Source organism: Pseudoxanthomonas suwonensis J47 (assembly GCF_000513955.1).
In the GTDB taxonomy this organism is placed as follows: Bacteria; Pseudomonadota; Gammaproteobacteria; order Xanthomonadales; family Xanthomonadaceae; genus Pseudoxanthomonas; species Pseudoxanthomonas suwonensis_C.
In genome coordinates, this window is the sequence record NZ_KI911328.1 from 146,263 (window position 1) to 168,430 (window position 22,168).

General features: G+C 70.6%; 21 protein-coding genes. 8 read left to right on the forward strand and 13 right to left on the reverse strand.

The window, feature by feature from the left end; translation table 11 throughout:
• Positions 1-66 precede the first annotated feature (66 nt).
• On the forward strand, positions 67-1,341 hold the full coding sequence (locus M503_RS0112045) for an acyltransferase family protein (RefSeq protein WP_028918882.1): 1,275 nt from the start codon (positions 67-69) through the stop codon (positions 1,339-1,341).
• Here M503_RS0112045 and recJ read toward each other — a convergent pair.
• The 12 genes from recJ to M503_RS0112105 form a co-directional block, all read right to left on the reverse strand.
• On the reverse strand, positions 1,287-3,008 hold the full coding sequence (recJ, locus tag M503_RS0112050) for a single-stranded-DNA-specific exonuclease RecJ (RefSeq protein ID WP_028918883.1): 1,722 nt from the start codon (positions 3,006-3,008) through the stop codon (positions 1,287-1,289). The two genes, M503_RS0112045 and recJ, sit on opposite strands and share 55 nt — an antisense overlap.
• Position 3,009: 1 nt before the next feature.
• Positions 3,010-3,975, reverse strand: a complete 966-nt coding sequence (locus M503_RS0112055) for a phosphoglycerate mutase (RefSeq protein ID WP_028918884.1) — start codon at positions 3,973-3,975, stop codon at positions 3,010-3,012.
• Entirely contained in the window at positions 3,975-4,451 is a 477-nt protein-coding gene (gene greA, locus M503_RS0112060; protein WP_024868772.1) for a transcription elongation factor GreA, read from the reverse strand. Before greA ends, M503_RS0112055 begins: the two co-directional genes overlap by 1 nt.
• Positions 4,448-7,690: a carbamoyl-phosphate synthase large subunit gene (carB, locus tag M503_RS0112065; protein ID WP_028918885.1), complete on the reverse strand. Its 3,243-nt coding sequence runs from the start codon at positions 7,688-7,690 to the stop codon at positions 4,448-4,450. Before carB ends, greA begins: the two co-directional genes overlap by 4 nt.
• A gap of 32 nt (positions 7,691-7,722) precedes the next feature.
• Positions 7,723-9,630, reverse strand: coding sequence for a S9 family peptidase (locus M503_RS0112070; protein ID WP_197017227.1), 1,908 nt, complete (start codon positions 9,628-9,630; stop codon positions 7,723-7,725).
• Between the two features lie 50 nt (positions 9,631-9,680).
• Positions 9,681-10,799 carry a glutamine-hydrolyzing carbamoyl-phosphate synthase small subunit gene (gene carA / locus M503_RS0112075; RefSeq protein ID WP_028918887.1) on the reverse strand — a complete coding sequence of 373 codons (1,119 nt, stop codon included), beginning with the start codon at positions 10,797-10,799 and terminating at the stop codon, positions 9,681-9,683.
• Between the two features lie 175 nt (positions 10,800-10,974).
• Positions 10,975-11,700, reverse strand: a complete 726-nt coding sequence (dapB, locus tag M503_RS0112080; protein ID WP_081721037.1) for a 4-hydroxy-tetrahydrodipicolinate reductase — start codon at positions 11,698-11,700, stop codon at positions 10,975-10,977.
• 57 nt (positions 11,701-11,757) lie between these two features.
• The gene (locus M503_RS0112085) at positions 11,758-12,360 is read right to left on the reverse strand and encodes a DUF2058 domain-containing protein (protein ID WP_028918889.1); all 603 of its coding nucleotides are present in this window, start codon (positions 12,358-12,360) and stop codon (positions 11,758-11,760) included.
• 49 nt (positions 12,361-12,409) lie between these two features.
• Entirely contained in the window at positions 12,410-12,652 is a 243-nt protein-coding gene (locus M503_RS0112090; protein ID WP_051414583.1) for a SlyX family protein, read from the reverse strand.
• Entirely contained in the window at positions 12,649-14,001 is a 1,353-nt protein-coding gene (locus M503_RS0112095) for a UDP-glucose dehydrogenase family protein (protein ID WP_028918891.1), read from the reverse strand. The genes M503_RS0112090 and M503_RS0112095 overlap by 4 nt, the downstream gene beginning before the upstream one ends.
• A 20-nt stretch (positions 14,002-14,021) precedes the next feature.
• A complete protein-coding gene (locus M503_RS0112100; protein ID WP_028918892.1) occupies positions 14,022-14,957 on the reverse strand; it encodes an FKBP-type peptidyl-prolyl cis-trans isomerase in 936 nt (311 codons plus the stop codon).
• Between the two features lie 103 nt (positions 14,958-15,060).
• The gene (locus M503_RS0112105) at positions 15,061-15,603 is read right to left on the reverse strand and encodes a glutathione peroxidase (RefSeq protein WP_028918893.1); all 543 of its coding nucleotides are present in this window, start codon (positions 15,601-15,603) and stop codon (positions 15,061-15,063) included.
• Between the two features lie 123 nt (positions 15,604-15,726).
• Here M503_RS0112105 and M503_RS16435 point away from each other — a divergent pair, with 123 nt between their 5' ends.
• Genes M503_RS16435 through M503_RS16445 form a run of 7 tightly spaced genes read left to right on the forward strand, consistent with a single transcriptional unit; the run spans position 15,727 to position 20,499 of the window.
• Positions 15,727-15,975 carry a hypothetical protein gene (locus tag M503_RS16435; RefSeq protein ID WP_037061339.1) on the forward strand — a complete coding sequence of 83 codons (249 nt, stop codon included), beginning with the start codon at positions 15,727-15,729 and terminating at the stop codon, positions 15,973-15,975.
• A gap of 2 nt (positions 15,976-15,977) precedes the next feature.
• Entirely contained in the window at positions 15,978-16,343 is a 366-nt protein-coding gene (locus M503_RS0112110) for a GntR family transcriptional regulator (protein WP_024868762.1), read from the forward strand.
• Positions 16,340-17,221 carry an ABC transporter ATP-binding protein gene (locus tag M503_RS0112115; RefSeq protein ID WP_028917626.1) on the forward strand — a complete coding sequence of 294 codons (882 nt, stop codon included), beginning with the start codon at positions 16,340-16,342 and terminating at the stop codon, positions 17,219-17,221. Before M503_RS0112110 ends, M503_RS0112115 begins: the two co-directional genes overlap by 4 nt.
• Complete coding sequence (locus M503_RS0112120) at positions 17,218-18,216, forward strand: ABC transporter permease (RefSeq protein ID WP_028918894.1); 999 nt, start codon at positions 17,218-17,220, stop codon at positions 18,214-18,216. Before M503_RS0112115 ends, M503_RS0112120 begins: the two co-directional genes overlap by 4 nt.
• Before the next feature lie 26 nt (positions 18,217-18,242).
• A complete protein-coding gene (locus M503_RS0112125; RefSeq protein WP_028918895.1) occupies positions 18,243-19,070 on the forward strand; it encodes a hypothetical protein in 828 nt (275 codons plus the stop codon).
• 32 nt (positions 19,071-19,102) lie between these two features.
• Entirely contained in the window at positions 19,103-19,780 is a 678-nt protein-coding gene (locus M503_RS16900) for a hypothetical protein (protein WP_051414584.1), read from the forward strand.
• Between the two features lie 14 nt (positions 19,781-19,794).
• Positions 19,795-20,499 carry a hypothetical protein gene (locus M503_RS16445; RefSeq protein ID WP_037061341.1) on the forward strand — a complete coding sequence of 235 codons (705 nt, stop codon included), beginning with the start codon at positions 19,795-19,797 and terminating at the stop codon, positions 20,497-20,499.
• A gap of 80 nt (positions 20,500-20,579) precedes the next feature.
• On the opposite strand, the gene M503_RS0112140 is transcribed toward M503_RS16445, so the two are convergent.
• Complete coding sequence (locus M503_RS0112140; RefSeq protein WP_028917622.1) at positions 20,580-21,962, reverse strand: class II fumarate hydratase; 1,383 nt, start codon at positions 21,960-21,962, stop codon at positions 20,580-20,582.
• Positions 21,963-22,168 lie beyond the last annotated feature (206 nt).

Consider the following 22,168-nt stretch of genomic DNA (forward strand, 5'->3'; position numbering starts at 1 on the left):
GTCACCACGCCGCCCCGCGCGGGCCGCGGCGGTGCGAGATTCCGCGGCCTCGACACGGGAACCGCCATGGACCAGCCAACCTCCAGCCCTGCCCCTTCCATCAGCCGCCGCCACGACCTCGACTGGGTGCGCGTGTGCGCCTTCGGCCTGCTGGTCCTGTACCACGTCGGCATGTATTACGTGACCTGGGACTGGCACGTGAACAGCCCCTTCGCCAGCCACGCCCTGGAGCCGGCGATGATGCTCACCGCGCCGTGGCGGCTGTCGCTGCTGTTCCTGGTTTCCGGCGCGGCCACCGCCTTCCTGCTCGCCCGCGCGCAGCGCCAGGCCCAGGCCGGCGGCGGTCGCGTCCGCTTCCTCGGCGCGCGTTCCTGGCGCCTGCTGGTGCCGCTGCTGTTCGGCATGGCCGTGGTCGTGGTGCCGCAGTCCTACTACGAGGTGGTGGAGAAGCTGCCCGGCGGCTACCACGACGGCTTCCTCGCGTTCTGGGGCCGCTACCTGCGTGGCGACCAGGGCTTCTGCGGCCCGGAGGGCTGCCTGATCCTGCCGACCTGGAACCACCTGTGGTTCGTCGCCTACCTGTGGGTCTACACCGTCGCACTGTGGCTGCTGTGGCGCTTCGCCCGGCCGCTGCTGGAACGCGCCGCGCCGGCGCTGGAGCGGCGGCTGTCGGGCTGGGGCCTGCTGCTGTGGCCGGCGCTCGCGCTGGGCCTGGCGCGGCTGCTGCTGATCGGCCGCTTCGGTTCGACCCACGCGCTGGTCGACGACTGGTACAACCACGCCCAGTACTTCGGGGTGTTCCTGCTCGGTTTCCTGGTCGCGCGCCGCGACGGCATCTGGAATGCGGCGGTGCGCCTGCGCTGGGCGGCGCTGGCGCTGTGGCTGGCCACCTGGGCCGCGCAGGCCGCTTACATGTCCGCGTACGCGGACAGCGATCCGCCGCAGGCCTTGCGCCTGGCGATGCGCATGGTGTGGGGCCTGGACCAGTGGGCCGCGATCGTGGCGGTGCTCGGCTTCGCCCGCCACTGGGCGCCGGGCGACAGCTGGGCGCTGCGCTACCTGGTGCCGGCGGTGTTCCCGGTCTACATCCTCCACCAGACCGTCATCGTGGTGGCCGCGCACAACCTGCAGCCGCTCGGCCTGGCGCCGGCGCTGGAGGGACCGCTGCTGGTGGTGCTCACCTTCGCCGCCTGCTTCGGCGCCTACGAGTTCATCCGCCGGGTGCCGCCGCTGCGGCCGCTGTTCGGACTGCCCTACCGCGAACGCGCGGCTGCGGATGCCACGGCTCAGGCCGGCGCGGCGTGCTCCACCACCAGCTGCACCGCGGCACCGCCTCGGTAGTCGTCCGGCTGCAGGCGGTAGGCCAGGTGCAGGTACGGCGCCGGCGGGTTGCCGCGCCAGCCGCCGAAGTGGATCGCCGCCAGCGGTTCGCGTCGCGACGGATGGCGCAGGCCCAGCCTGAGGTGGCGCTCGCCGACCGGGCGCCAGTCCAGCACCTCGAAGTGGCCGTCGAACAGCGGTTCCGGGAAGCCCTGCCCCCACGGCCCGCCGTCGCGCAGCGCCTCGGCATGGAAGCGGTCGAATTCCTGCGGCAGCAGTTCGCCGTCGCTGAGCAGTTCGGCCTGCAGCAGCGTGTCGTCGAGCACGGCGCGCGCATGCGCCAGCCACGCCTGTTCGAAGGCGGGCAGCCGGTCCAGGGCAAGCGTCAGCCCGGCGGCCATCGCATGGCCGCCGAAGCGCTCGACCAGGCCCGGATGCGCGCTGTCGACCGCGGCCAGCGCATCGCGGATGTGGAAGCCCGGGATCGAGCGCGCCGAACCGCGCAGCGTCGCGCTGCCGGGCTCGGCCGGGGCGAAGGCGAGCACCGGGCGGTGCAGGCGTTCCTTGATCTTCGAGGCCACCAGGCCGACCACGCCCGGATGCCACTCCGGATCGAACAGGCACGGCGCCAGCGGCGCCTCGCCCTCTTCCAGCCGCGCGCGCGACAGCGCCGCTTCGGCGGCGTCGGTCATGTCCTGCTGCACGGCGCGACGCTCGGCGTTGATCTGCTCGAGGATGCCGGCCAGTTCCATCGCCCGCTGCGGTTCGTCGGTGAGCAGGCATTCGATGCCCAGCGCCATGTCCTCGAGGCGACCTGCGGCGTTCAGCCGCGGGCCGATGGCGAAGCCGATGTCGGAAGCGGTCAGGCGGCTGGCGTCGCGGCCGCAGGCCTGGACCAGCGCGCGCAGGCCGGCGCAGCCCTGGCCCAAGCGCAGGCGGCGCAGGCCGGCGGCGACCAGCGCCCGGTTGTTCGCGTCCAGCGGCACCAGGTCGGCGACCGTGCCCACCGCGACCAGATCGAGCAGCGTGGTCAGGTCCGGCTCGCCCGCGGCGAACGCGCCGGCCTCGCGCATGCGCCGGCGCAGCGCCAGCAGCAGGTAGAAGACCACGCCCACGCCGGCCAGCGCCTTGCTCGGGAACGCGTCGCCGGGCAGGTTCGGATTGACGATGGCATCGGCCGCCGGCAGGCGCGGCCCGGGCAGGTGGTGGTCGGTGACCACGACCTGCCAGCCGCGCGCGCGCGCCGCCTCGATGCCGGCGTGGCAGGCGATGCCGTGGTCGACGGTCAGCAGCAGGTCCGGCTGCAGCGCCGCGAGTTCGGCGACCAGCGCCGGCGACAGGCCGTAGCCGTGGACCATGCGGTTGGGCACCGCGTGCGAGACGCGGCGCGCGCCGAGCATGCGCAGGCCGCGCACGCCGGTGGCGCAGGCGGTCGCGCCGTCGCAGTCGAAATCGCCGACGACCAGGATGTGGCGGTCGGCGCTGATCGCCTCGTGCAGCAGCGCGGTGGCCGCGTCGAGCCCGTGCAGCGCGTCGGGCGGCAGCAGCCCGGACAGGCGCGGGCGCGCGAGGTCGGGACTGTGCGCGCCGCGCGCGGCGTAGATCCGGCGCAGCAGGGGGGGAATCGCATCGGGCCAGGCGCCACCCGGCTCCACGCCGGGGCGCCTGACGATCCGCGGCGTGGCCATCTCAGCCGGCGTCCGCGGCCAGGGTCGCCAGCGGCCGCCGCCAGAACTGCCAGCGGCGCTGGCCGTGGCGCAGGCGCAGGCTGGCGCCGTCCTCGAAATCCAGCTGCAGCACGTCGTACTCGCCGCGCTCCATCGACTGCAGCAGCGGCGGCAGCACCTGCCCGACCAGCAGCTCGAGGCTGCGCAGGCGGCGCATGTCGACCAGGCTGTCGCCGGCCGGACCATCGCCCGGCGAGGCCGGCGTGGCGATCGCGGCGCCGGCCATCTGCGCCAGGCCCTGCAGCAGCGGATCCTGGCTGCGCACGTGCAGGTAGCGCGACTGCACCGCGTCGGGCAGCTGCCCGGCTCCCCAGAACCACAGGGCATTCACTGCCGGCTTGCCCAGCGCGGCGCGTTCGCGGTTGCGCGGATGCTGGTGCAGCGCCACCTGCACTTCGGTGATCAGCGCGCGCCAGCGTCGCGCCGCGGCCTCATCGCCCTGCGGCAGCGCCGCGAACAGGTCCTCGCCCAGCGCCTCGTCGGGGCCCGGCAGCGGCGGCAACCGCGTGCCCGCGGGCAGGCGCAGGTACCAGCGCGCCGGATGCGGCGCGTCGAGGGCGAAGCCGGCGTCGCCGAACAGCGGGCGCAGCGCCGGCAGGAAGGCCTGCAGGTCGTCTCCGTCCAGGGCCAGGTTCTCGCCCCAGCCGAGCAGGCGCGCGCCGGTGAGGTCCGGGGCCACGTAGGCCGGATCGGCGCGCAGCCAGATCTCGTCGGCGGCCGCGGCCGGGCCGTCGCCGGCATCGACCAGGCGGGTCAGCGCGGCGACTGGCCAGTGGTCCGGGAGCAGGCGGAAATGACGCGCCAGCTGCGCGCGCGTCCCCGCTTCGCCGGATTCATGGTCGGCGCGCGCCAGCACCCTGCCGACGGGCGCCGGCAACGGGCCCGGCAGGCGGGTCCGTTCCGGCAGCAGCAGGGTGATGGTCGCCATCAGCCGAGGTAGGCCACGCCGGCGATTTCGTACTCGCGCTTGCCGCCGGGCGCGTCGATCACGATCGCGTCGCCCTCTTCCTTGCCGATCAGCGCGCGCGCCACCGGCGAGGAGATCGCGATCAGGCCCTGCTTGATGTCGGCTTCCAGGTCGCCAACGATCTGGTAGCGCACTTCCTCGTCGGTCTCGACGTCGGCGAGGGTCACGGTGGCGCCGAACACGACCTTGCTGCCGGCGTTGAGCTTGGTCACGTCGATCAGGTCGGCGTGCGACAGCTCGCTTTCCAGCTGCTTGATCCGGCCTTCGATGAAGCCCTGCTGCTCGCGCGCGGCGTGGTACTCGGCGTTCTCCTTGAGGTCGCCGTGGCCGCGCGCCTCGGCGATCGCGGCGATCACCTCGGGGCGCTTCACCGTCTTCAGGTACTCGAGTTCCTCGCGCAGGCGCTGGGCGCCCTTGAGGGTCATCGGGGCTCTCACGATTGCAGCTCCTTGTGCAGCTCCTGCAGCGACCAGACCGGGCCGGTGCCGCGGAACTCAAGCGAATGCACCAGCGCCCTGGCGCCGGCGATGGTGGTCGAATAGGTCACGCGCTGCTGCAGCGCCTCGCGCCGGATCGAGAACGAGTCGGCGATCGCCGCGCGGCCTTCGGTGGTGTTGACGATGTAGGCGATCTCGCCGTTCTTGATCGAGTCGACGATGTGCGGGCGGCCTTCGGCCACCTTGTTCACCACCGCGCACTCGATGCCGTGCTCCTGCAGCCACGCGGCGGTGCCGCGGGTGGCGACCAGGCTGAAGCCGCGCTCCAGCAGCGCGCGGGCGACCGGCAGCACGCGCTTCTTGTCCGGGTCGCGGACCGAGACGAAGGCCTTGCCCGGCTGCGGCGCCTTGATGCCGCCGGCTTCCTGCGCGCGCGCCATCGCCGCGCCGAAGCTGCGGCCCACGCCCATCACCTCGCCGGTGGAGCGCATCTCCGGGCCGAGGATCGGGTCCACGCCCTGGAACTTGGCGAACGGGAAGATCGCTTCCTTGACCGAGTAGTAGTCCGGCACGACTTCCCTGGTCGCGCCCTGTTCGGCCAGGGTGCGGCCGGCCATGCAGCGCGCCGCGATCTTGGCCAGGGCCACGCCGGTGGCCTTGGACACGAACGGCACGGTGCGCGAGGCGCGCGGGTTCACTTCCAGCAGGTAGACGGTGTCGTCGCCGTCCTCGTTGGTCTGGATCGCGAACTGGGTGTTCATCAGGCCGACGACGTTGAGCGCCTTGGCCAGCTCGACGACCTGGCGGCGCAGCTCATCCTGGGTGGCGGCCGACAGCGAGTACGGCGGCAGCGAGCACGAGGAGTCGCCCGAATGCACGCCGGCTTCCTCGATGTGCTCCATCACGCCGCCGACCAGGGTGGCGCCGGTGGCGTCGGCGATCAGGTCGACGTCCACTTCCACGGCGTTGTCGAGGAAGCGGTCCAGCAGCACCGGCGAGTCGTTGGAGACCTTCACCGCGTCGCGCACGTAGCGGGCCAGGTCGGCCTCGCCGTAGACGATCTCCATGGCGCGGCCGCCGAGCACGTAGCTCGGGCGCACGACCAGCGGGTAGCCGATCTCGCGGGCCAGGGCCAGCGCCTCGTCGGCGGTGCGCGCTGTGCGGTTCGGCGGCTGCTTCAGGCCCAGCTTCTCGACCAGCTGCTGGAAGCGCTCGCGGTCCTCGGCCAGGTCGATGGAGTCCGGGCTGGTGCCGATCACCGGCACGCCGTTGGCTTCCAGCGCGCGCGCCAGCTTCAGCGGGGTCTGGCCGCCGTACTGCACGATCACGCCCTTCGGCTGCTCAAGCTCGACGATCTCCAGCACGTCCTCGAGCGTCAGCGGCTCGAAGTACAGGCGGTCGGAGGTGTCGTAGTCGGTGGAGACCGTCTCCGGGTTGCAGTTGACCATGATGGTCTCGTAGCCGTCCTCGCGCAGGGCGAGTGCGGCGTGGACGCAGCAGTAGTCGAACTCGATGCCCTGGCCGATGCGGTTGGGACCGCCGCCGAGGATCATGATCTTCTCGCGGTCGGACGGATCGGCCTCGCACTCGTCCTCGTAGGTCGAGTACAGGTAGGCGGTGCTGGTGGCGAACTCGGCGGCGCAGGAGTCCACGCGCTTGTACACCGGACGCACCTTGTGCGCGCGGCGCAGGGCGCGGATCGCGGCCTCGTTGGTGCCGGTCAGCTGGGCCAGGCGCGCGTCGGAGAAGCCGTCGCGCTTGAGCTTGCGCAGGCGCTTCGCGTCCAGCGTGTCCAGGCCTTCGGCGGCCACGCGCTTCTCCTCCTGGATGATCTCCTCGATCTGGTCCAGGAACCACGGGTCGATGAACGACAGCGCGTGGATGTCCTCCACGCTCATGCCGGCGCGGAAGGCGTCGGCGACGTAGAACAGCCGCTCCGGGCCCGGCGCCTTCAGCTCCCGGCGCAGGGTGGCCAGGTCGTCCTCGTCCGCCAGGTCCAGGCCGGTGGGATCGAAACCGACCTTGCCGGTCTCCAGGCCGCGCAGGGCCTTCTGCACCGACTCGCGGAAGGTGCGACCCATGGCCATCACCTCGCCCACCGACTTCATCTGGGTGGTCAGGCGCGCGTCGGCCTGCGGGAACTTCTCGAAGGCGAAGCGCGGGATCTTGGTGACCACGTAGTCGATCGCCGGCTCGAACGAGGCCGGGGTCTTGCCGCCGGTGATCTCGTTCTTCAGCTCGTCCAGGGTGTAGCCCACGGCCAGCTTGGCCGCGACCTTCGCGATCGGGAAGCCGGTAGCCTTGGAGGCCAGCGCCGAGGAACGCGACACGCGCGGGTTCATCTCGATGACCACGACGCGGCCGGTCTGGGCGTTGATGCCGAACTGCACGTTCGAACCGCCGGTGTCCACGCCGATCTTGCGCAGCACCGCGATCGAGGCATCGCGCAGGCGCTGGTACTCCTTGTCGGTCAGGGTCTGCGCCGGGGCGACGGTGATCGAGTCGCCGGTGTGCACGCCCATCGGGTCCAGGTTCTCGATCGAGCAGACGATGATGCAGTTGTCCGCCTTGTCGCGGACCACCTCCATCTCGAACTCCTTCCAGCCCAGCACCGATTCCTCGATCAGGACCTCGTGCACCGGCGACAGCTCGAGGCCGCGCTTGACGATGTCCTCGAACTCCTCCCGGTTGTAGGCGATGCCGCCGCCGCTGCCGCCCAGGGTGAAGGACGGGCGGATGATGGTCGGATAGCCGACCTTGACCTGGATCTCCACGGCCTGCTCGAAGCTGCGCGCCACCTCGGCCTTCGGGCATTCCAGGCCGATCTCCTGCATCGCCACGCGGAACAGCTCGCGGTCCTCGGCCATGCGGATGGCCTCGCGCGAGGCGCCGATCAGCTCGACGCCGTACTTCTCCAGCACGCCGTGGTCGGCCAGGTCCAGCGCGCAGTTCAGCGCGGTCTGGCCGCCCATCGTCGGCAGCAGCGCGTCCGGGCGCTCCTTGGCGATGATCTTCTCGACCGTCTGCCAGTTGATCGGCTCGATGTACACCGCGTCGGCGGTGTCCGGGTCGGTCATGATCGTCGCGGGGTTGCTGTTGACCAGCACCACGCGATAGCCCTCCTCGCGCAACGCCTTGCACGCCTGCGCGCCCGAGTAGTCGAACTCGCAGGCCTGGCCGATGACGATCGGGCCGGCGCCGATGATGAGGATGGTCTGGATGTCGCTGCGCTTGGGCATTTCGCTCTCTTGCTCGGTCCCTGATCAGGGGCTCAGGGGGTGCCGGCCGTGGACGCCTTCGCGCCCGGGCCGATGTACTTGTCGAAGAAGGCAAGCATCTTCGTGTAGAGGTTCACGTTGTTCTCGACGTCGCGGAAGCCGTGCCCTTCCTTGGGCTCGACCACCACCAGCTCGGGCTTCTTGCCGACCTTGTCCATCTGCGAGACCAGGAAGTTCATGTTCTTGATCGGCACGCGCACGTCCTTGGCGCCGTGGACCAGCATCACCGCGGCCTTGAGCCGGTCCACGCCGTACGCGGGGGACTGCGCCGTGCGCTCGGCCTTGGTCGGCGGATAGACGTCCTTGAGGTAGTTGCGCCCGTACTCGTGGTCGGCGAAGTCGGCGTCGCGCTGCGCGTCCAGGTCGTACACGCCGACGTAGCCGACCGTGCAGCGGTACAGGTCCGGCTCGCGCACCGCGCTCATCAGCGCCGCGTAGCCGCCGTAGGAGGCGCCGTAGATGCAGACGCGGTCCGGGTCGGCGATGCCCTGGGCGATGGCCCAGCGCACGCCGTCGGTGAGGTCGTCCTGCATGGCCGTGCCCCACTTGCGGTAGCCCAGGCCCTCGAAGGCGTTGCCGTAGCCACCCGAGCCGCGGTAGTTGATCTGCAGCACCGCGTAGCCGCGGTTGGCGAACAGCTGCACCTCGGGGTTGAAGCCCCACTCGTCGCGCGGGCCGTGCGGGCCGCCGTGCGGGTTGACGATCAGCGGCAGCTTGCGGCCATCGCTGCCGGAGGGGATGGTGATGTAGCCGTGCAGCTGCAGGCCGTCGCGCGCCTTGAAGGCGACCGGCTTCATCGGCGACATCTCCGCCGGCTTGATCCATTCCATGCTGCCGGCCAGGAAGGTGGCCTTGCCGCTCTCGCGGTCGAACAGGAACGCCTCCGACGGCATGGTGTCGGCGTACACGCGCATCGCCAGGTAGCGACCGTCGTCGGAGGGACGCAGGAAGCGCACCGCCTTGCCCGGGAAGGCCTTGACCAGGCCGGCGTAGACCTTGGTCTCCGGATGCTCGGGCGCGATCCAGTCCCAGTACGGGATGCCGTCCTCGTACCACACGCCCAGCAGGGTTTTGCGGTCGGCGCTCCACAGGTAGCCCGACGGGCTGACCGTGCCGTTGTTCGACAGCGGGGTCTCCTCGCGGGTCTCGGTGTCGAGCAGCACGATCGATTCCGGCTTGCCCTCCTCGCCCTTGGCCATGTACACGCGGCGGTTGTCGGCGGCGAAGCCCAGCGGGAAGTAGGTGGCGCCGTTGCGCTCGCTCTCGTGGACCAGGGTCCACTTGTCGCCGTCGCGGCGGTAGGTGACGTTGCGGCCGTCGTTCATCGCGCCGGAGACGAAGCGCACGTTCCGGTCATGGTCGACCAGGAAGCTGCCCATCTCCACCGGCGCGGTGGCGACGGTGACCAGGCGGCCGTTGTAGACGTCCAGCTTGGACAGGTAGGACGCCTCGATCGAGCGCTCGACCAGGATCGTGCGCGGATCCTCCGGGGTCAGGCTGACGATGTTGTAGTAGGCGCCGTTGGGGATGTCGATGCGCTGGGTGCCATCGATGTTCGACGCGTACAGGTCGCCCTTCGAGGTCTGGAAGTCGAAGCGGCCGGTCTTGAAGTTCACGTAGAACAGCAGGCGCTCGTTGTTGGCCCACAGCACCTGGCTGAAGTGCCGGTTCGGGCCGTAGTCCCACTTGCCGACCACGCCCTTGTCGGACACGCGCAGCACCGCCAGCACCGTGCGGTCTTCCTGCGGCACGGTGATGGCCATGTGCTTGCCGTCCGGGGAGATGCTGACCGAGGTGAACTCCGGATCCTTGAAGAAATCGCGGATCGGCACCTCGCGCGCGGATGCGGCCGAGGCGCACGCCAGCAGGACCAGCAGCACAAATCCATTCAGAAAGCGCATTCCCTTACCTCCCATTAGTGGTTGCATCCATCCTGTCGGCCAGGCGGCGCTCAGGCCACCATCGAAGCCACGAAACGGTCGAACAGCGGGGCCGCGTCGTGCGGACCCGGCGAGGCCTCCGGGTGGCCCTGGAACGAGAACGCCGGCGCGTCGGTCAGCTCGATGCCCTGGTTGGTGCCATCGAACAGCGAGCGGTGGGTGACGCGCACGTTGGCCGGCAGCGTGGTCTCGTCGACCGCGAAGCCGTGGTTCTGCGAGGTGATCAGCACGCGGCCGGTGTCCAGGTCCTGCACCGGGTGGTTGGCGCCATGGTGGCCGTTGGCCATCTTCGTGGTGCGCGCGCCGGCGGCCAGCGCCAGCAGCTGGTGGCCCAGGCAGATGCCGAACAGCGGCACCTTCTTCGCCACGAACTCGCGGATCGCGGCGATTGCGTAGTCGCACGGCTCCGGGTCGCCCGGGCCGTTGGACATGAACACGCCGTGCGGCTGCCTCGCCAGCACCTCGGCCGCCGGGGTCTGCGCCGGGACCACGGTCACGTCGCAGCCGCGTTCGGCGAGCATGCGCAGGATGTTGGTCTTCACGCCGAAATCGTAGGCGACGACCTTGAACTTCTTCTCGGCGGTGACGAAGGCGTTGCGGTCGAGATCGAGCTGGCCCTCGTTCCACGTGTAGGCCGCGGTGGTGCTGACCACCTTGGCAAGGTCCATGCCCTTCAGGCCGGGGAACTTGCGCGCGGCTTCCAGCGCCTGCTCGACGTCGACCTCGCCGGCCATCAGCGCGCCGTTCTGGGCGCCGCGCTCGCGCAGGATGCGGGTCAGCTTGCGGGTGTCGATGCCGGCGATGGCGACCACGCCGCGGCGGACCAGCCAGTCCTGCAGCGAGGCCTGGCTGCGCCAGTTGCTCGGGCGGCGCGGCACGTCGCGCACGATCAGGCCGGCCGACCAGACCTGGCGGGCCTCGTCGTCCTGGTCGGTGCAGCCGGTGTTGCCGATGTGGGGATAGGTCAGGGTGACCAGCTGTCGGGCATAGGAGGGATCGGTCACGATCTCCTGGTAGCCGGTCATGGCGGTGTTGAACACCACTTCGCCGACCGACAGGCCGCTGGCGCCTACGGATTCGCCCTCGAACACGGTGCCGTCTTCGAGGACGAGGATTGCGGGTTGGGTCACGTCGTTCGCCCTAGGTGTGGGGGAGCCCTGTCGCCGCCGGCAGTTCTGGATGCCGGGCTGCAAAAAACCGCGGACTGGCGTTTCTTCCGGTCCGGGCGTGGGGTAACAGGCGAGCGGGAATTGTACCGGCGAAGGCCGCAAAAGGGAACGGCGACGAGGGCCCTGCGGCCCCTGTTCAGCTGTCCCCGAACAGCAGCCCGCGCATGCTGTACAGGCCCGCCGGGCGGCCATGGAGGCGGCTGGCGGCCTGCAGCGCGCCGCGGGCGAAGATGTCGCGGTTGCTGGCCCGGTGCACCAGTTCGATGCGCTCGCCCTGCCCGGCCAGCTGGACCAGGTGCTCGCCGACGATGTCGCCGGCGCGCAGGCTGGCGTAGCGCGGGGTCGCGCCGCCGCGGGCGGCCGACTCGCCCAGGGTCAGGGCGGTGCCGGAGGGCGCGTCCTTCTTGTGCACGTGGTGGGACTCGACGATGTCGCAGTCCCAGCCCGGCAGCGCGCGGGCGGCGCGCTCGACCAGTTCGTCCAGTACCGCCACGCCGACGCTGAAGTTGGACGCCCACAGCAGCGGGATCGAAGCCGCGGCCGCCTCGAGCGACTCGCGCTGCGCCGGGGCCAGGCCGGTGGTGCCGGACACCAGCGCCGCACGCCGCGCCACGCACAGCTGCAGCAGCGGCTCCACGCCCTCCGGCAGGCTGAAGTCGACCGCCACGTCGAAGGCCGGCACCCCGCCCAGCTCGGCGGCGGCGAAGAACGGCACGCCGTCGACCACGCGCTGCGTGGGTGCGCGGCCGGTGACCGCGGCGACCACCTGCCAGCTCTGCGGCGCGTCGGCGGCCAGGCGCAGCAGCGCCTGGCCCATGCGCCCGGAGGCGCCGTGGATGAGGACCCGCAGGGGCGTGTTCATAGGACCGGCAGGCTAGCCGCCAGCGGGACCCGCGGGCAAGCCCGCGATGCGCTGTCCTTACCAGACCAGGTCGTCGGGCACCTGGTAGCGCGGATCGGCGTACGGGTCTTCCTCGGCCGTGGCGTTGGGGTCGACCTTCAGCGCCACCGCCTGCGGGAAGATGGTCCCCGCCTCTTCCAGCACCGCCGCGTCCACCAGCAGGTAGCGGCCGTTGAGCTGGACCACGCCCAGCTCGCCGGCGTTGAGCGCCTTGAGCTGGTCGGCGGTGACGTAGATGCGCTTGATCTTGCCGCCGTACTCGAAGTGGCGGGCGATGTCCGCCTCCTCGGCGTTGAGCACCTTGCCCTGCAGCAGCGCCTCGAGCTTCGCCCGCGCCTCGCGGCGCTGCCGCGCCTCTTCCTGCTTGCGCTGCTCGGCCTCGATGCGTTCCTGCTTTTCCTTCTGCGCGCGCAGCGCCCAGGCCTTGCCCAGGTCGATCTCCTCCTGGGTGCGCGCGGGTTTGCCCTGCGCCTGGCCACCCTTGTGCGGGGGCCTGCCCTTGCCGTGGGCGCCGCCACGCGGGCCACCCTTGCCCTGCCCGGGCTTGCCCGGCTTGCGTTCGGGGGCGGGAGCGGCCTTGAAGCCGAGACTGAGCAGCTGGTCGCGGAGGGTATCGGTCATGTCGTTCGTGTAGTGCCGGGGGACGCCCGGCGCAGCCGGGCGGATTGCATCAGTAGTGCGGCGGCGGCGGTTCGCTGGCCGGGTCGGCGTACAGCGCGCCGCGCAGGCCGCGCAGGTCGGCGAGCACGGCCTGCAGCAGCTCCTCGCTGCGCGCCCGTTCCAGCCGCGCCTGGGCGAGTTCCTCGCTCAGCTCGGCGATGGCGTGCTCCTGGAAGGCCAGTCGCGTTTCCAGCTCGACCAGGCGCTTCTCCAGGGCGTCGTCCGCGCCCGGTTCGATCGGCGCCGGGCTCATGGCACGCGCACCGATCGGCCGCGACCGATGCCGTAGTAGGCCAGGCCGGCGGCCTCGACCTCTTCGGGGTCGTAGAGGTTGCGCCCGTCGAACACCACCGCGTCGCCCAGGGCGGTTTGCAGCTGCGCGAAATCCGGGCTGCGGAACTCCTTCCATTCGGTCATCACCACCAGCGCATCCGCTCCTTCAACTGCCGCCGGCGCCGAATCGCACAGGACCAGGCCGTCGCGTGTGCCGTACAGGCGCCGCGCCGCCGTCATCGCTTCCGGGTCGTAGGCGCGCACCGTCGCCCCGCCCTCCCACAACTGTTCCAGCAGGCGCCGGCTCGGCGCCTCGCGCATGTCGTCGGTGTTGGGCTTGAACGCCAGTCCCCACACCGCGAACACCTTGCCGCGCACGCCTTCGTCCTCGCCACGGTCGTAATGGTGCTGGACCAGTTCGAAAACATGCGCCTTCTGCCGCTGGTTCACCGCTTCCACCGCTTCCAGCAGCTGCGCCTGGTAGCCATGCTGGCGCGCGGTGCGCGACAGCGCCTGCACGTCCTTGGGGAAGCACGAGCCGCCATAGCCGGCGCCGGGATAGATGAAGTGCCAGCCGATGCGCGGATCGGAGCCGATGCCCTTGCGCACCGCCTCCACGTCCGCGCCGACCCGCTCGGCGATGTTGGCGATCTCGTTCATGAAACTGATCTTGGTCGCCAGCATCGCGTTGGCCGCGTACTTGGTCAGCTCGGCCGAACGCACGTCCATCACCACGAAACGGTCGTGGTTGCGGTTGAACGGCGCATACAGGCGGCGCATGCGCGCCACCGCGGCAGCGCTGTCGGCGCCGACCACGATCCGGTCCGGACGCATGCAGTCGGCGACCGCGTCGCCCTCCTTCAGGAACTCCGGGTTGGAGACCACGTCGAAAGGCACGTCCACCCCACGCGCCTGCAGCTCCGCGCCGATCGTCCCGCGCACGCGGTCGGCCGTGCCCACCGGCACGGTCGACTTGTCCACCACCACCGCCGGGAGCTCGAGATGGCGGCCGATCGTGCGCGCCACCTCCAGCACGTGGCTGAGGTCGGCCGCGCCATCCTCGTCCGGCGGCGTGCCCACGGCGATCACGATGATCTCGCCGTGGGCGACCGCGGCGGCCGCGTCGGTGGTGAAGCGCAGCCGGCCGGCGGCATGGTTGACCTTGACCATCGGTGCCAGGCCGGGCTCGTAGATCGGGACGTTCCCGTCCTGCAGGCCCTGCACCCGCGCCGCGTCGACGTCCACGCACACCACCTCGTGGCCGACCTCGGCCAGGCAGGTGCCGGTGACCAGGCCGACGTATCCGGTGCCGAAGATCGCGACGCGCATGCCGCTGCCGTGTTACCGGCTTACTGGGCGATGCCCAGCAGCTCCACGTCGAAGGTCAGGGTCGCGTCCGGGCCGATGACGCCGCCCGGGGCGCCGTTGGCACCGTAGGCCAGGTCGGACGGGATCCAGAAGCGGTACTTCGCGCCCACCGGCATCAGCGCCACGCCTTCGGTCCAGCCGGCGATCACGCGGTTCAGCGGGAACTGCGCCGGCTCGCCGCGCGCGTAGGAGCTGTCGAACACGGTGCCGTCGAGCAGCTTGCCCTCGTAGTTCACGGTCACGGTGTCGGTCGGCAGCGGACGCGGGCCGCTGCCCTCGCGCAGGACCATGTACTGCAGGCCCGACGGGGTGGTCAGCACGCCCTTCTGGGTGCGGTTCTGGGCCAGGAAGGCGGCGCCTTCGCTGCGGTTCTTCTCCGCCACGGCCTGCTGCTTGCTGGCCATGAAGGCCTGCAGGGTGGCCATCGCCTCCTGCTCGTTCATCAGCGGGGTGCCGGTCTTGCCCAGGCTGGTGCGCACGGCCTGCATCAGCACCGCGGTGTCGATCTGGTCCTTCATCGGCGCCAGCGACGGGCCGACGATGCGCTCGCCCAGCAGCAGGCCGACCTGCTGCTTCGACGGCGCCGGCGGCTGCGCGCCCGGCGCCAGGCCGGGGATGTTCTGGCCGTTGCGCGCGGCCACGGCCATGCGCAGCGCACCGTCGGTGGCCTGCGCGTCCTGCTCGGACTGGGTCGGCTCGCCGCCGGCGAAGACGTGGTCGATCGCCTTCTGCATCGAGGCGAAATCGATGTCCTGGCCGATCGCCTCGAACGAGCGGGCCACATCGAGGCCGATCGCGTAGCTGACCTTGTCCTTGTCGGTGGCCAGCGCGGCCTTGTCCTGTGCCACGGCCGCACCTGCCATCATGCCTGCTCCCATAACCAGCGACGCCAGAGCGCCGCGCATGCGGTTGTTCATTAAGGTTGTTCCCTGGAGGGTTGGATCATTCGCCGGCAGGGGCCGGCGCGGCGGCATTGTCGCATGCGCCGGCCTGCGCGGTACCGCATGCGGGAAGACGGATTCAGCGCGAGGGCGCGGGCGCCTGCAGTTCGCGCTCGATCGCCGCCACCAGTTCCGGATCGTCCGGCTTGACCTTGCTCGGCCAGTTGCCAACCACGCGTCCGTCCCGCGAAACAAGGTACTTGTGGAAATTCCAGCCCGGCTCGACGCCGGTGGCCTCGCGCAGGCGCTGGTACAGCGGCGTCGCATCCTTTCCCACCACCTGCACCTTCTCGTACATCGGGAACTTCACCCCGTAGGTGAGCGTGCAGAATTCCTGGATCTCCTCCTCGCTTCCCGGCTCCTGGCCGCGGAAGTCGTTGGACGGGAAGCCGAGCACCGCGAAACCGCGCTCCGCATAGCGCTGCTGCAACGCTTCCAGGCCCTCGTACTGCGGGGTGAAGCCGCATTTGCTGGCCGTGTTCACGATCAGCAGGACCTTGCCGCCCTGCTGCTGGTTCAGGTTGACCGGGGTTTTCCCGGCCAGCGGGCGGTACTCCACGTCCAGCAGGGACGGTGCCGCGGCCGCCATGAGAACCATTGCAATCAAGGGCTTGACCGACATCTGCGCCTCCTGGGGGGATGGGGGAACGGCATAGGCCATCGGTTGGGTACGGCCGGTGTTGACACCCTGTGTTTAGGTGTTATAGTTGAATACAACACCAGTCACCCAACGCAGGACACCGCAATGAAAAGCACCCTGTCGAACTACCGCACATGGTTGATGGCCCTGGGCCTGGCCGTGGCGGTCCTGGGCGCGACCCGGTGGCTGCCCGACCACGCTGGACGCCGTGGTGATTATGGACTTGCCGGGGCCGTCGCGGAATGCGGCGCCACGGACCTTGGAGCGGTCGAGGAACGATCCGGCGCCAAGGCCCGCGCCTCGTCGGCCATGCCCTATTTCTCCTTTGCGCAGTCGCTGCGCTCACGGGGTTGACCATGAGTGACATCCAGTGGAGCGACGGCGCTCCGATCTACCGCCAACTGAAGGACCGCGTGATCGCCATGATGCTCGACGGAATCCTGAAGCCGGGCGAAGCCCTGCCCTCCGTGCGGCAGGTCGCCGCCGAATACCAGCTCAATCCCATCACGGTGTCCCGCGCCTACCAGGAACTGGCCGACGAAGGCCTGGTCGAGAAGCGCCGCGGCCTGGGGATGTTCGTCACCGAGGAAGCGTCCCGCCAGCTGCGCACCAGCGAGCGCGACCGCTTCCTCAAGGAGGAATGGCCGGCGGTGGTCGAGCGCATCCAGCGCCTGGGCCTGTCGGTAGAAGAACTGCTCGCTTCCACGGGGAACCACTCATGAACACGACCCACAGCGCCGGCGGCGCCGTCGTCTCCGCACGCGGCCTGCGCAAGGCCTACAGGAACAAGGTCGCCGTGGCCGGCGCCGACTTCGAGATCGCCGCCGGCCGCATCGTCGGCCTGATCGGCCCCAACGGCGCCGGCAAGACCACCGCGCTGAAGGCGATCCTCGGCCTGACCCCGTTCGAGGGCGAGCTGCGGGTGCTAGGCAAGGACCCGCGCACCCAGCGCGACGAGCTGATGAACGAGGTCTGCTTCATCGCCGACGTGGCCGTGCTGCCGCGCTGGATGCGGGTGCGCGAGGCGATCGACTTCGTCGCCGGCGTCCACCCGCGCTTCGACCGCGCCAAGTGCGAGCGCTTCCTGGCCAATACCCAGCTCAACCCGAAGCTGCGGGTGCGGGAGATGTCCAAGGGCATGATCGTGCAGCTGCACCTGGCGCTGGTGATGGCGATCGACGCCCGCCTGCTGGTCCTGGACGAGCCGACCCTGGGCCTGGACATCCTCTACCGCAAGCAGTTCTACCAGCGCCTGCTGGAGGACTACTTCGACGAGGACAAGACCATCCTGGTCACCACCCACCAGGTCGAGGAGATCGAGCACATCCTCACCGACGTGCTGTTCATCCGCGACGGCCGGATCGTGCTGTCCTCGCCGATGGACGAGGTCGCCGAGCGCTACACCGAGGTGCTGGTCGGCGCCGACGGCCTCGAGGCCGCCCGCGCCCTCCAGCCGATCGACGAGCGCGCCCTGCCCTTCGGCAAGACCGTGCTGCTGTTCGACGGCGCGCCGCGCGCGCAGCTGGCCGCCCTGGGCGAAACCCGCAACCCCGGCCTCGCCGACCTGTTCGTCGCCACCATGAAGGGGACCTACGCATGAATACCCCCACCGCTTCCGCCGTCCCGCACGGCACCGCCAAGTTCAAGTGGCTGCTCCGGCGCGAATACTGGGAGAACCGCGGCGGCTTCTTCTGGGCGCCGCTGATCGCCGGCGGCATCATCGTCGGCCTGAACCTGATCCTGGCCGTGATCGGCAGCATCGCCGCCCGCCGCAACATGGGCAGCAGTGGTTTCGTCTTCGACGACGACACCGATGCCACCCGCGTCGCCCAGGCCCTGGGCGCGATGGGCGACGGCATGCTGCTCGGCGGCGTCCTGCTGGCCTGCGTGGTGCTGGCCTTCGTGGTGTTCTTCTACGCCCTCGGCTCGCTGTACGACGACCGCCGCGACCGCAGCGTGCTGTTCTGGAAGTCGCTGCCGGTCTCCGACTCGCAGATGGTGCTGTCCAAGGCCGTGTGGGCGCTGGTCCTGGCCCCGCTGTTCGCCATCGGCGTGGGCGTGCTGATCGGCCTGGCGCTGTGGGTGATTTCGGCGCTGACCATCACCGTCAACGGCGTGCCGGCCGCGCACGGGGTGTTCACCCAGTCGCACCCGGTGCGGATCGTCTGGGGGGTACTGGCTTCGCTGCCCGTGTACATGGTCTGGGCGCTGCCGACCATCGGCTGGCTGATGTTCTGCTCGGCCTGGGCCCGCTCCAAGCCGTTCCTGTGGGCGGTGCTGGTGCCGGTGCTGGTCTGCGTGGTGATCAGCATGATGACCATCCTGCCCGGCGTGGACATCGCCCACGACCAGGTCTGGTACACGGTGGTCTACCGCGGCCTGCTCAGCGCGGTCCCGGGCACCTGGTACCCGCTGGTCCACGGCATCGTCGACGACTCGACGGCGATCCACAGCCCGGACGACCTGGCCAGCGCCATCGACCTGACCCGCAGCTGGCACATCTTTGCCACCTTCGACATCTGGATCGGTGCCCTGGCCGGCGTAGCCCTGATCGCCGCCGCCATCCGCCTGCGCCGCTGGCGCGACGAGGCCTGATTCCAGGCCTCCACCGGAGAAGACCCATGCGCATCCCCCTGTTCGGCCTGCTCCTCCTGGTTCCCGTCGTGGCCATGGCCGACGCCCTCAACTGCCCCCACTCCTCGCCGCGGGAGCTGGTGCTGGACCTGGCCGGGATCAGGACGATCCGCGTCGAGACCAACCAGTTCGAGGTCGACCTGCGCGCCACTGCCGGCGGCAGCCACGCCTTCCGCGGCCGGGCCTGCGCCGGCAAGCCGGAGTGGCTGCCCGACCTGACCCTGACCCAGGAACGCAAGGGCGACACCCTGGTGGTGCGCCTGCGGCGCGAATCGAAGGCCGGGATGTCCAGCCTGTTCGGCAACAACCACGCTTCGCTGGACCTGGACGGCACCGTGCCCGACAACGTGCTGGTGCAGCTGGTGGTCGGCTCCGGCGAAGCCTCGCTGGAGGGCGCCGCGACGGCCAGCGCCGACGTCGGCTCCGGCGAGGCCAAGCTGGTCCGCATCCGCGGCCCGGTGACCGCCAAGGTCGGGGCCGGCGAGATCGAGGTCGACGGCGCCGCTTCGCTGAAGGTGCTTTCGGTCGGCTCCGGCGACGTGGACGCCCGCAACATCGGCGGGAACGTCGAGGTCGGCAGCATCGGCTCCGGCGACTTCACCCTGGCAGGCGCGCGCGGCGACGTGCGGATCGGCTCGATCGGCTCCGGCGACGCCGGGCTGCAGGACGTGGCCGGCGCCGTGCGCATCGATTCCATCGGCTCCGGCGACGCCTCGGTGCGCGGCGCGGCCAGCCTGTCGGTCGGCTCGATCGGCAGTGGCGGCGTCAACCACCGCGAGGTGCGCGGCACCGTCGACGTACCCCGTCGCGACTGACCACTACTTCCTTCCTGGCAACCAAGACCACCATGGACACCAAGCGCATCCGCACCACGCTGCTGCCGCTGCTGCTGGCCGCCCTGCTCCCGCTGGGCGCGCAGGCCGCCAACCTCGACGACGGCATCCAGGGCGAGATCAGCCGCGAGCTTGCCGGGGCCCGCCGCGAGGTCGCCGCCGAGATGGCGGCCGCCCGCACCGAACTGAAGACCGGCAACCTTTCGCTGGGCGACAGCCTGGACTTCGGCAAGGGGCCGAAGCACAAGGGCAAGGGCAAGGGCGAAGCTTCGCTGCCGAAGGCCGAGATCACCCCGACCGGCGACTTCCTCATCGACGGCAAGGCGGTGGCGATCGACGAGCGCCAGCGCCGCGAGCTGCTGGCCTACCGCGCCCAGGTCATCGACATCGCCCTGGCCGGCATCGACATCGGCGAGCGCAGCGCGCACCTGGCCCTGGCCGAAGTCGACCGCGGGCTGTTCAGCCTGATGTTCGCGGCCATGACCGGCAGCCTGGAACGCCGCCTGGAGAAGACCATCAAGGCCAGCATCGAGCCGGGGGTACGGCAGATCTGCCGCAGCCTGCCCGGGCTGATGGAGGCCCAGCAGAAGCTGGCCGCCAGCCTGCCGGAGTTCCGACCCTACGCCCCCCTCGAGGCCGACGACGCCGAGGAATGCGAGGAAGAGGTCCGCCGCGAATTCGCTTCGAACTAAGGGGGAAAAAACACATGCGCAGCCTCCACGCCCTCGCCCTGCTCGCACTGCTGCCGCTGGCCGCGTGCAGCGGACGCGACGAGCCCGCCGCCGGCAAGGGATCGACTCCGCCGGCCAATACCGCGCTGGGCCGCAAGATCCAGCAGGCCATGGCCGAAGCCAGCGAGAAGCTGGACCGGGAGAACATCCAGATCGGCAAGAACAGCGGCCTGACCCGTGCCGAGATCACCCCGCAGGGCGACCTGCTGATCGGCGGCAGGGCGGTCGCGGTGGACGAGGCGCAGCGCAGGCTGCTGCTGGCCTACCGCGAGGACATGATCAAGGTGGCGCGGGCCGGCATCGAGGTGGGCATGCGTGGCGCCGACCTCGGCATCGAGGCCGCCGCCGGCGCGCTCAAGAGCCTGCTGGACGGCAGCAGCGAGGAGTTCAAGCGCGAGATGAAGGCCCGCGGCGAGCGCATCAAGGCCGACGCCACCCGCATCTGCAAGCACCTGCCGGACCTGCTGGCCTCGCAGGAAGCACTGGCCGCCGCCCTGCCCGCCTTCAAGCCGTACGCGACGCTGGAACAGGGCGACATCGAGGACTGCGGCAAGGACGGCAAGTACGACGTGGACCTCGACTTCGACGCGGTCGACCCGGGCAAGCCGACGGACGAACCGGGGCAGATGGACGCGGCGGCCGAGGCGGATGCGGCGGCGGCGAAGCTGTCCGCGGAATAACCGGCACGTCGACGGGAGTCGACGCCGATCCGATCCACGCGGCGCCGGCACATGCCGGCGCCGTGCGTTTGCAGCGGCGCTCAGCCGCCGCCACCGCCCGGCTTGCCGTGGATGCCGCCGCGGGCCAGCACCGCCGGATCAAGCAGCGGGCGCAGGGTCGCCGCCGGCAGCCCGGTGACCTCCATCGCCACCTCCAGCACCGGCCGGCCTTCCTTGTAGGCCTGCTTGGCGATCGCCGCGGCCTTCTCGTAGCCGATCACCGGGTTGAGCGCGGTGACCAGGATCGGGTTGCGGTCCAGCGCCTGGCGCACGCGTTCCGGACGCACCTTCAGCCCGGCGATGGCCGAATCGGCCAGCAGCCGCGACACGTTCGAAAGCAGCTGGATCGAGTCGAGCAGGTTGGCCGCGATCAGCGGCAGGGTGACGTTGAGCTGGAAGTTGCCGGTCTGCCCGGCGACGGTGATCGCGGTGTGGTGGCCGATCACCTGCGCGGCGGCCATCACCGTCGCTTCCGGGATCACGGGGTTGACCTTGCCCGGCATGATCGAGCTGCCCGGCTGCAGCGCCGGCAGTTCGATCTCACCCAGGCCGGCCAGCGGGCCGGAATTCATCCAGCGCAGGTCGTTGGCGATCTTGATCAGCGCCACCGCCAGCGCGTTGAGCTGGCCGGACAGCTCCACCGCGTCGTCCTGCGCGGCCAGGCCCTCGAACTTGTCCTCGGCGCTTTCGAACCTCGTCCCGGCCAGCGCGGAAAGCACCTTCGCCGCGCGCGCGCCGAAGCGCGGGTCGGCGTTGATCCCGCTGCCGATCGCGGTGCCGCCCAGCGGCAGCCGGCGCAGGCGCTTGAGGCTGTCCTCGATGCGCCCTTCGGCCGACTTCAGTTGCGAGGCCCACGCCCCGAACTCCTGTTCGAAGGTCAGCGGCATCGCGTCCATCAGGTGGGTGCGGCCGGTCTTGACCACCCGGCGCAGGCCACGGGCGCGCTGTTTGATGGTGCGGCGCAGGTGCCTGAGCGCCGGCAGCAGGTCCTCGACTACCGCCAGCTGCGCGGACACGCGGATCGCGGTGGGGACGACGTCGTTGGAGCTCTGGCCGAGGTTGACGTGGTCGTTCGGATGCACGCGGCCCTTGCCGGCCTTGCCCGAGGCGTTGGCCAGCGCGGCGATCACCTCGTTGGCATTCATGTTCGACGAGGTGCCCGAACCGGTCTGGTAGATGTCCACCGGGAAGTGGGCATCGTGCAGGCCCTCGGCCACCTCCAGCGCGGCGGCGCGCACGGCGCCGGCGACGTTCTTCGGCAGCAGGCCCAGCCCGGCGTTGACCTCGGCGGCGGCGGCCTTGACCAGGCCCAGGGCGCGGATGAAGCCGCGCGGCATCGGCCGGCCGGACACCGGGAAGTTCTGCACGGCGCGCTGGGTCTGCGCGCCCCACAGGGCGTCGGCGGGGACCTGCAGCTCGCCCATGCTGTCGTGCTCGGTACGGGTGCGCTGGCTGTTCGCGGCAACGGCGCGGGGCCGGCTGGAAGGCGCCTTGGCGCGGGATCGTGCGGGGGATGGACTCATGGCCGTCTCCGGCGTGGAGGAATCGCCGCGAGCATACCGCTACGGGTGCAAGGCGCTGTTTCGCGCGGTGGCACGGTTGGTTCCGCTCGCGGCGCTGGCGACGTCTG

What these genes read in the sequence shown, in the direction of transcription:
- M503_RS0112095 (WP_028918891.1), bottom strand. Translation starts at nt 14,001, where the DNA reads ATGCGCGTCGCGATCTTCGGCACCGGATACGTCGGCCTGGTCACCGGC.
- M503_RS0112045 (WP_028918882.1), top strand. Translation starts at nt 67, where the DNA reads ATGGACCAGCCAACCTCCAGCCCTGCCCCTTCCATCAGCCGCCGCCAC.
- M503_RS0112085 (WP_028918889.1), bottom strand. Translation starts at nt 12,360, where the DNA reads ATGACCGATACCCTCCGCGACCAGCTGCTCAGTCTCGGCTTCAAGGCC.
- M503_RS0112110 (WP_024868762.1), top strand. Translation starts at nt 15,978, where the DNA reads ATGAGTGACATCCAGTGGAGCGACGGCGCTCCGATCTACCGCCAACTG.
- M503_RS0112100 (WP_028918892.1), bottom strand. Translation starts at nt 14,957, where the DNA reads ATGAACAACCGCATGCGCGGCGCTCTGGCGTCGCTGGTTATGGGAGCA.
- M503_RS16445 (WP_037061341.1), top strand. Translation starts at nt 19,795, where the DNA reads ATGCGCAGCCTCCACGCCCTCGCCCTGCTCGCACTGCTGCCGCTGGCC.
- carB (WP_028918885.1), bottom strand. Translation starts at nt 7,690, where the DNA reads ATGCCCAAGCGCAGCGACATCCAGACCATCCTCATCATCGGCGCCGGC.
- M503_RS0112070 (WP_197017227.1), bottom strand. Translation starts at nt 9,630, where the DNA reads ATGCGCTTTCTGAATGGATTTGTGCTGCTGGTCCTGCTGGCGTGCGCC.
- M503_RS16900 (WP_051414584.1), top strand. Translation starts at nt 19,103, where the DNA reads ATGGACACCAAGCGCATCCGCACCACGCTGCTGCCGCTGCTGCTGGCC.
- M503_RS0112105 (WP_028918893.1), bottom strand. Translation starts at nt 15,603, where the DNA reads ATGTCGGTCAAGCCCTTGATTGCAATGGTTCTCATGGCGGCCGCGGCA.
- recJ (WP_028918883.1), bottom strand. Translation starts at nt 3,008, where the DNA reads ATGGCCACGCCGCGGATCGTCAGGCGCCCCGGCGTGGAGCCGGGTGGC.
- M503_RS0112055 (WP_028918884.1), bottom strand. Translation starts at nt 3,975, where the DNA reads ATGGCGACCATCACCCTGCTGCTGCCGGAACGGACCCGCCTGCCGGGC.
- M503_RS0112115 (WP_028917626.1), top strand. Translation starts at nt 16,340, where the DNA reads ATGAACACGACCCACAGCGCCGGCGGCGCCGTCGTCTCCGCACGCGGC.
- M503_RS0112090 (WP_051414583.1), bottom strand. Translation starts at nt 12,652, where the DNA reads ATGAGCCCGGCGCCGATCGAACCGGGCGCGGACGACGCCCTGGAGAAG.
- M503_RS0112125 (WP_028918895.1), top strand. Translation starts at nt 18,243, where the DNA reads ATGCGCATCCCCCTGTTCGGCCTGCTCCTCCTGGTTCCCGTCGTGGCC.
- M503_RS0112120 (WP_028918894.1), top strand. Translation starts at nt 17,218, where the DNA reads ATGAATACCCCCACCGCTTCCGCCGTCCCGCACGGCACCGCCAAGTTC.
- M503_RS16435 (WP_037061339.1), top strand. Translation starts at nt 15,727, where the DNA reads ATGAAAAGCACCCTGTCGAACTACCGCACATGGTTGATGGCCCTGGGC.
- M503_RS0112140 (WP_028917622.1), bottom strand. Translation starts at nt 21,962, where the DNA reads ATGGGCGAGCTGCAGGTCCCCGCCGACGCCCTGTGGGGCGCGCAGACC.
- dapB (WP_081721037.1), bottom strand. Translation starts at nt 11,700, where the DNA reads ATGAACACGCCCCTGCGGGTCCTCATCCACGGCGCCTCCGGGCGCATG.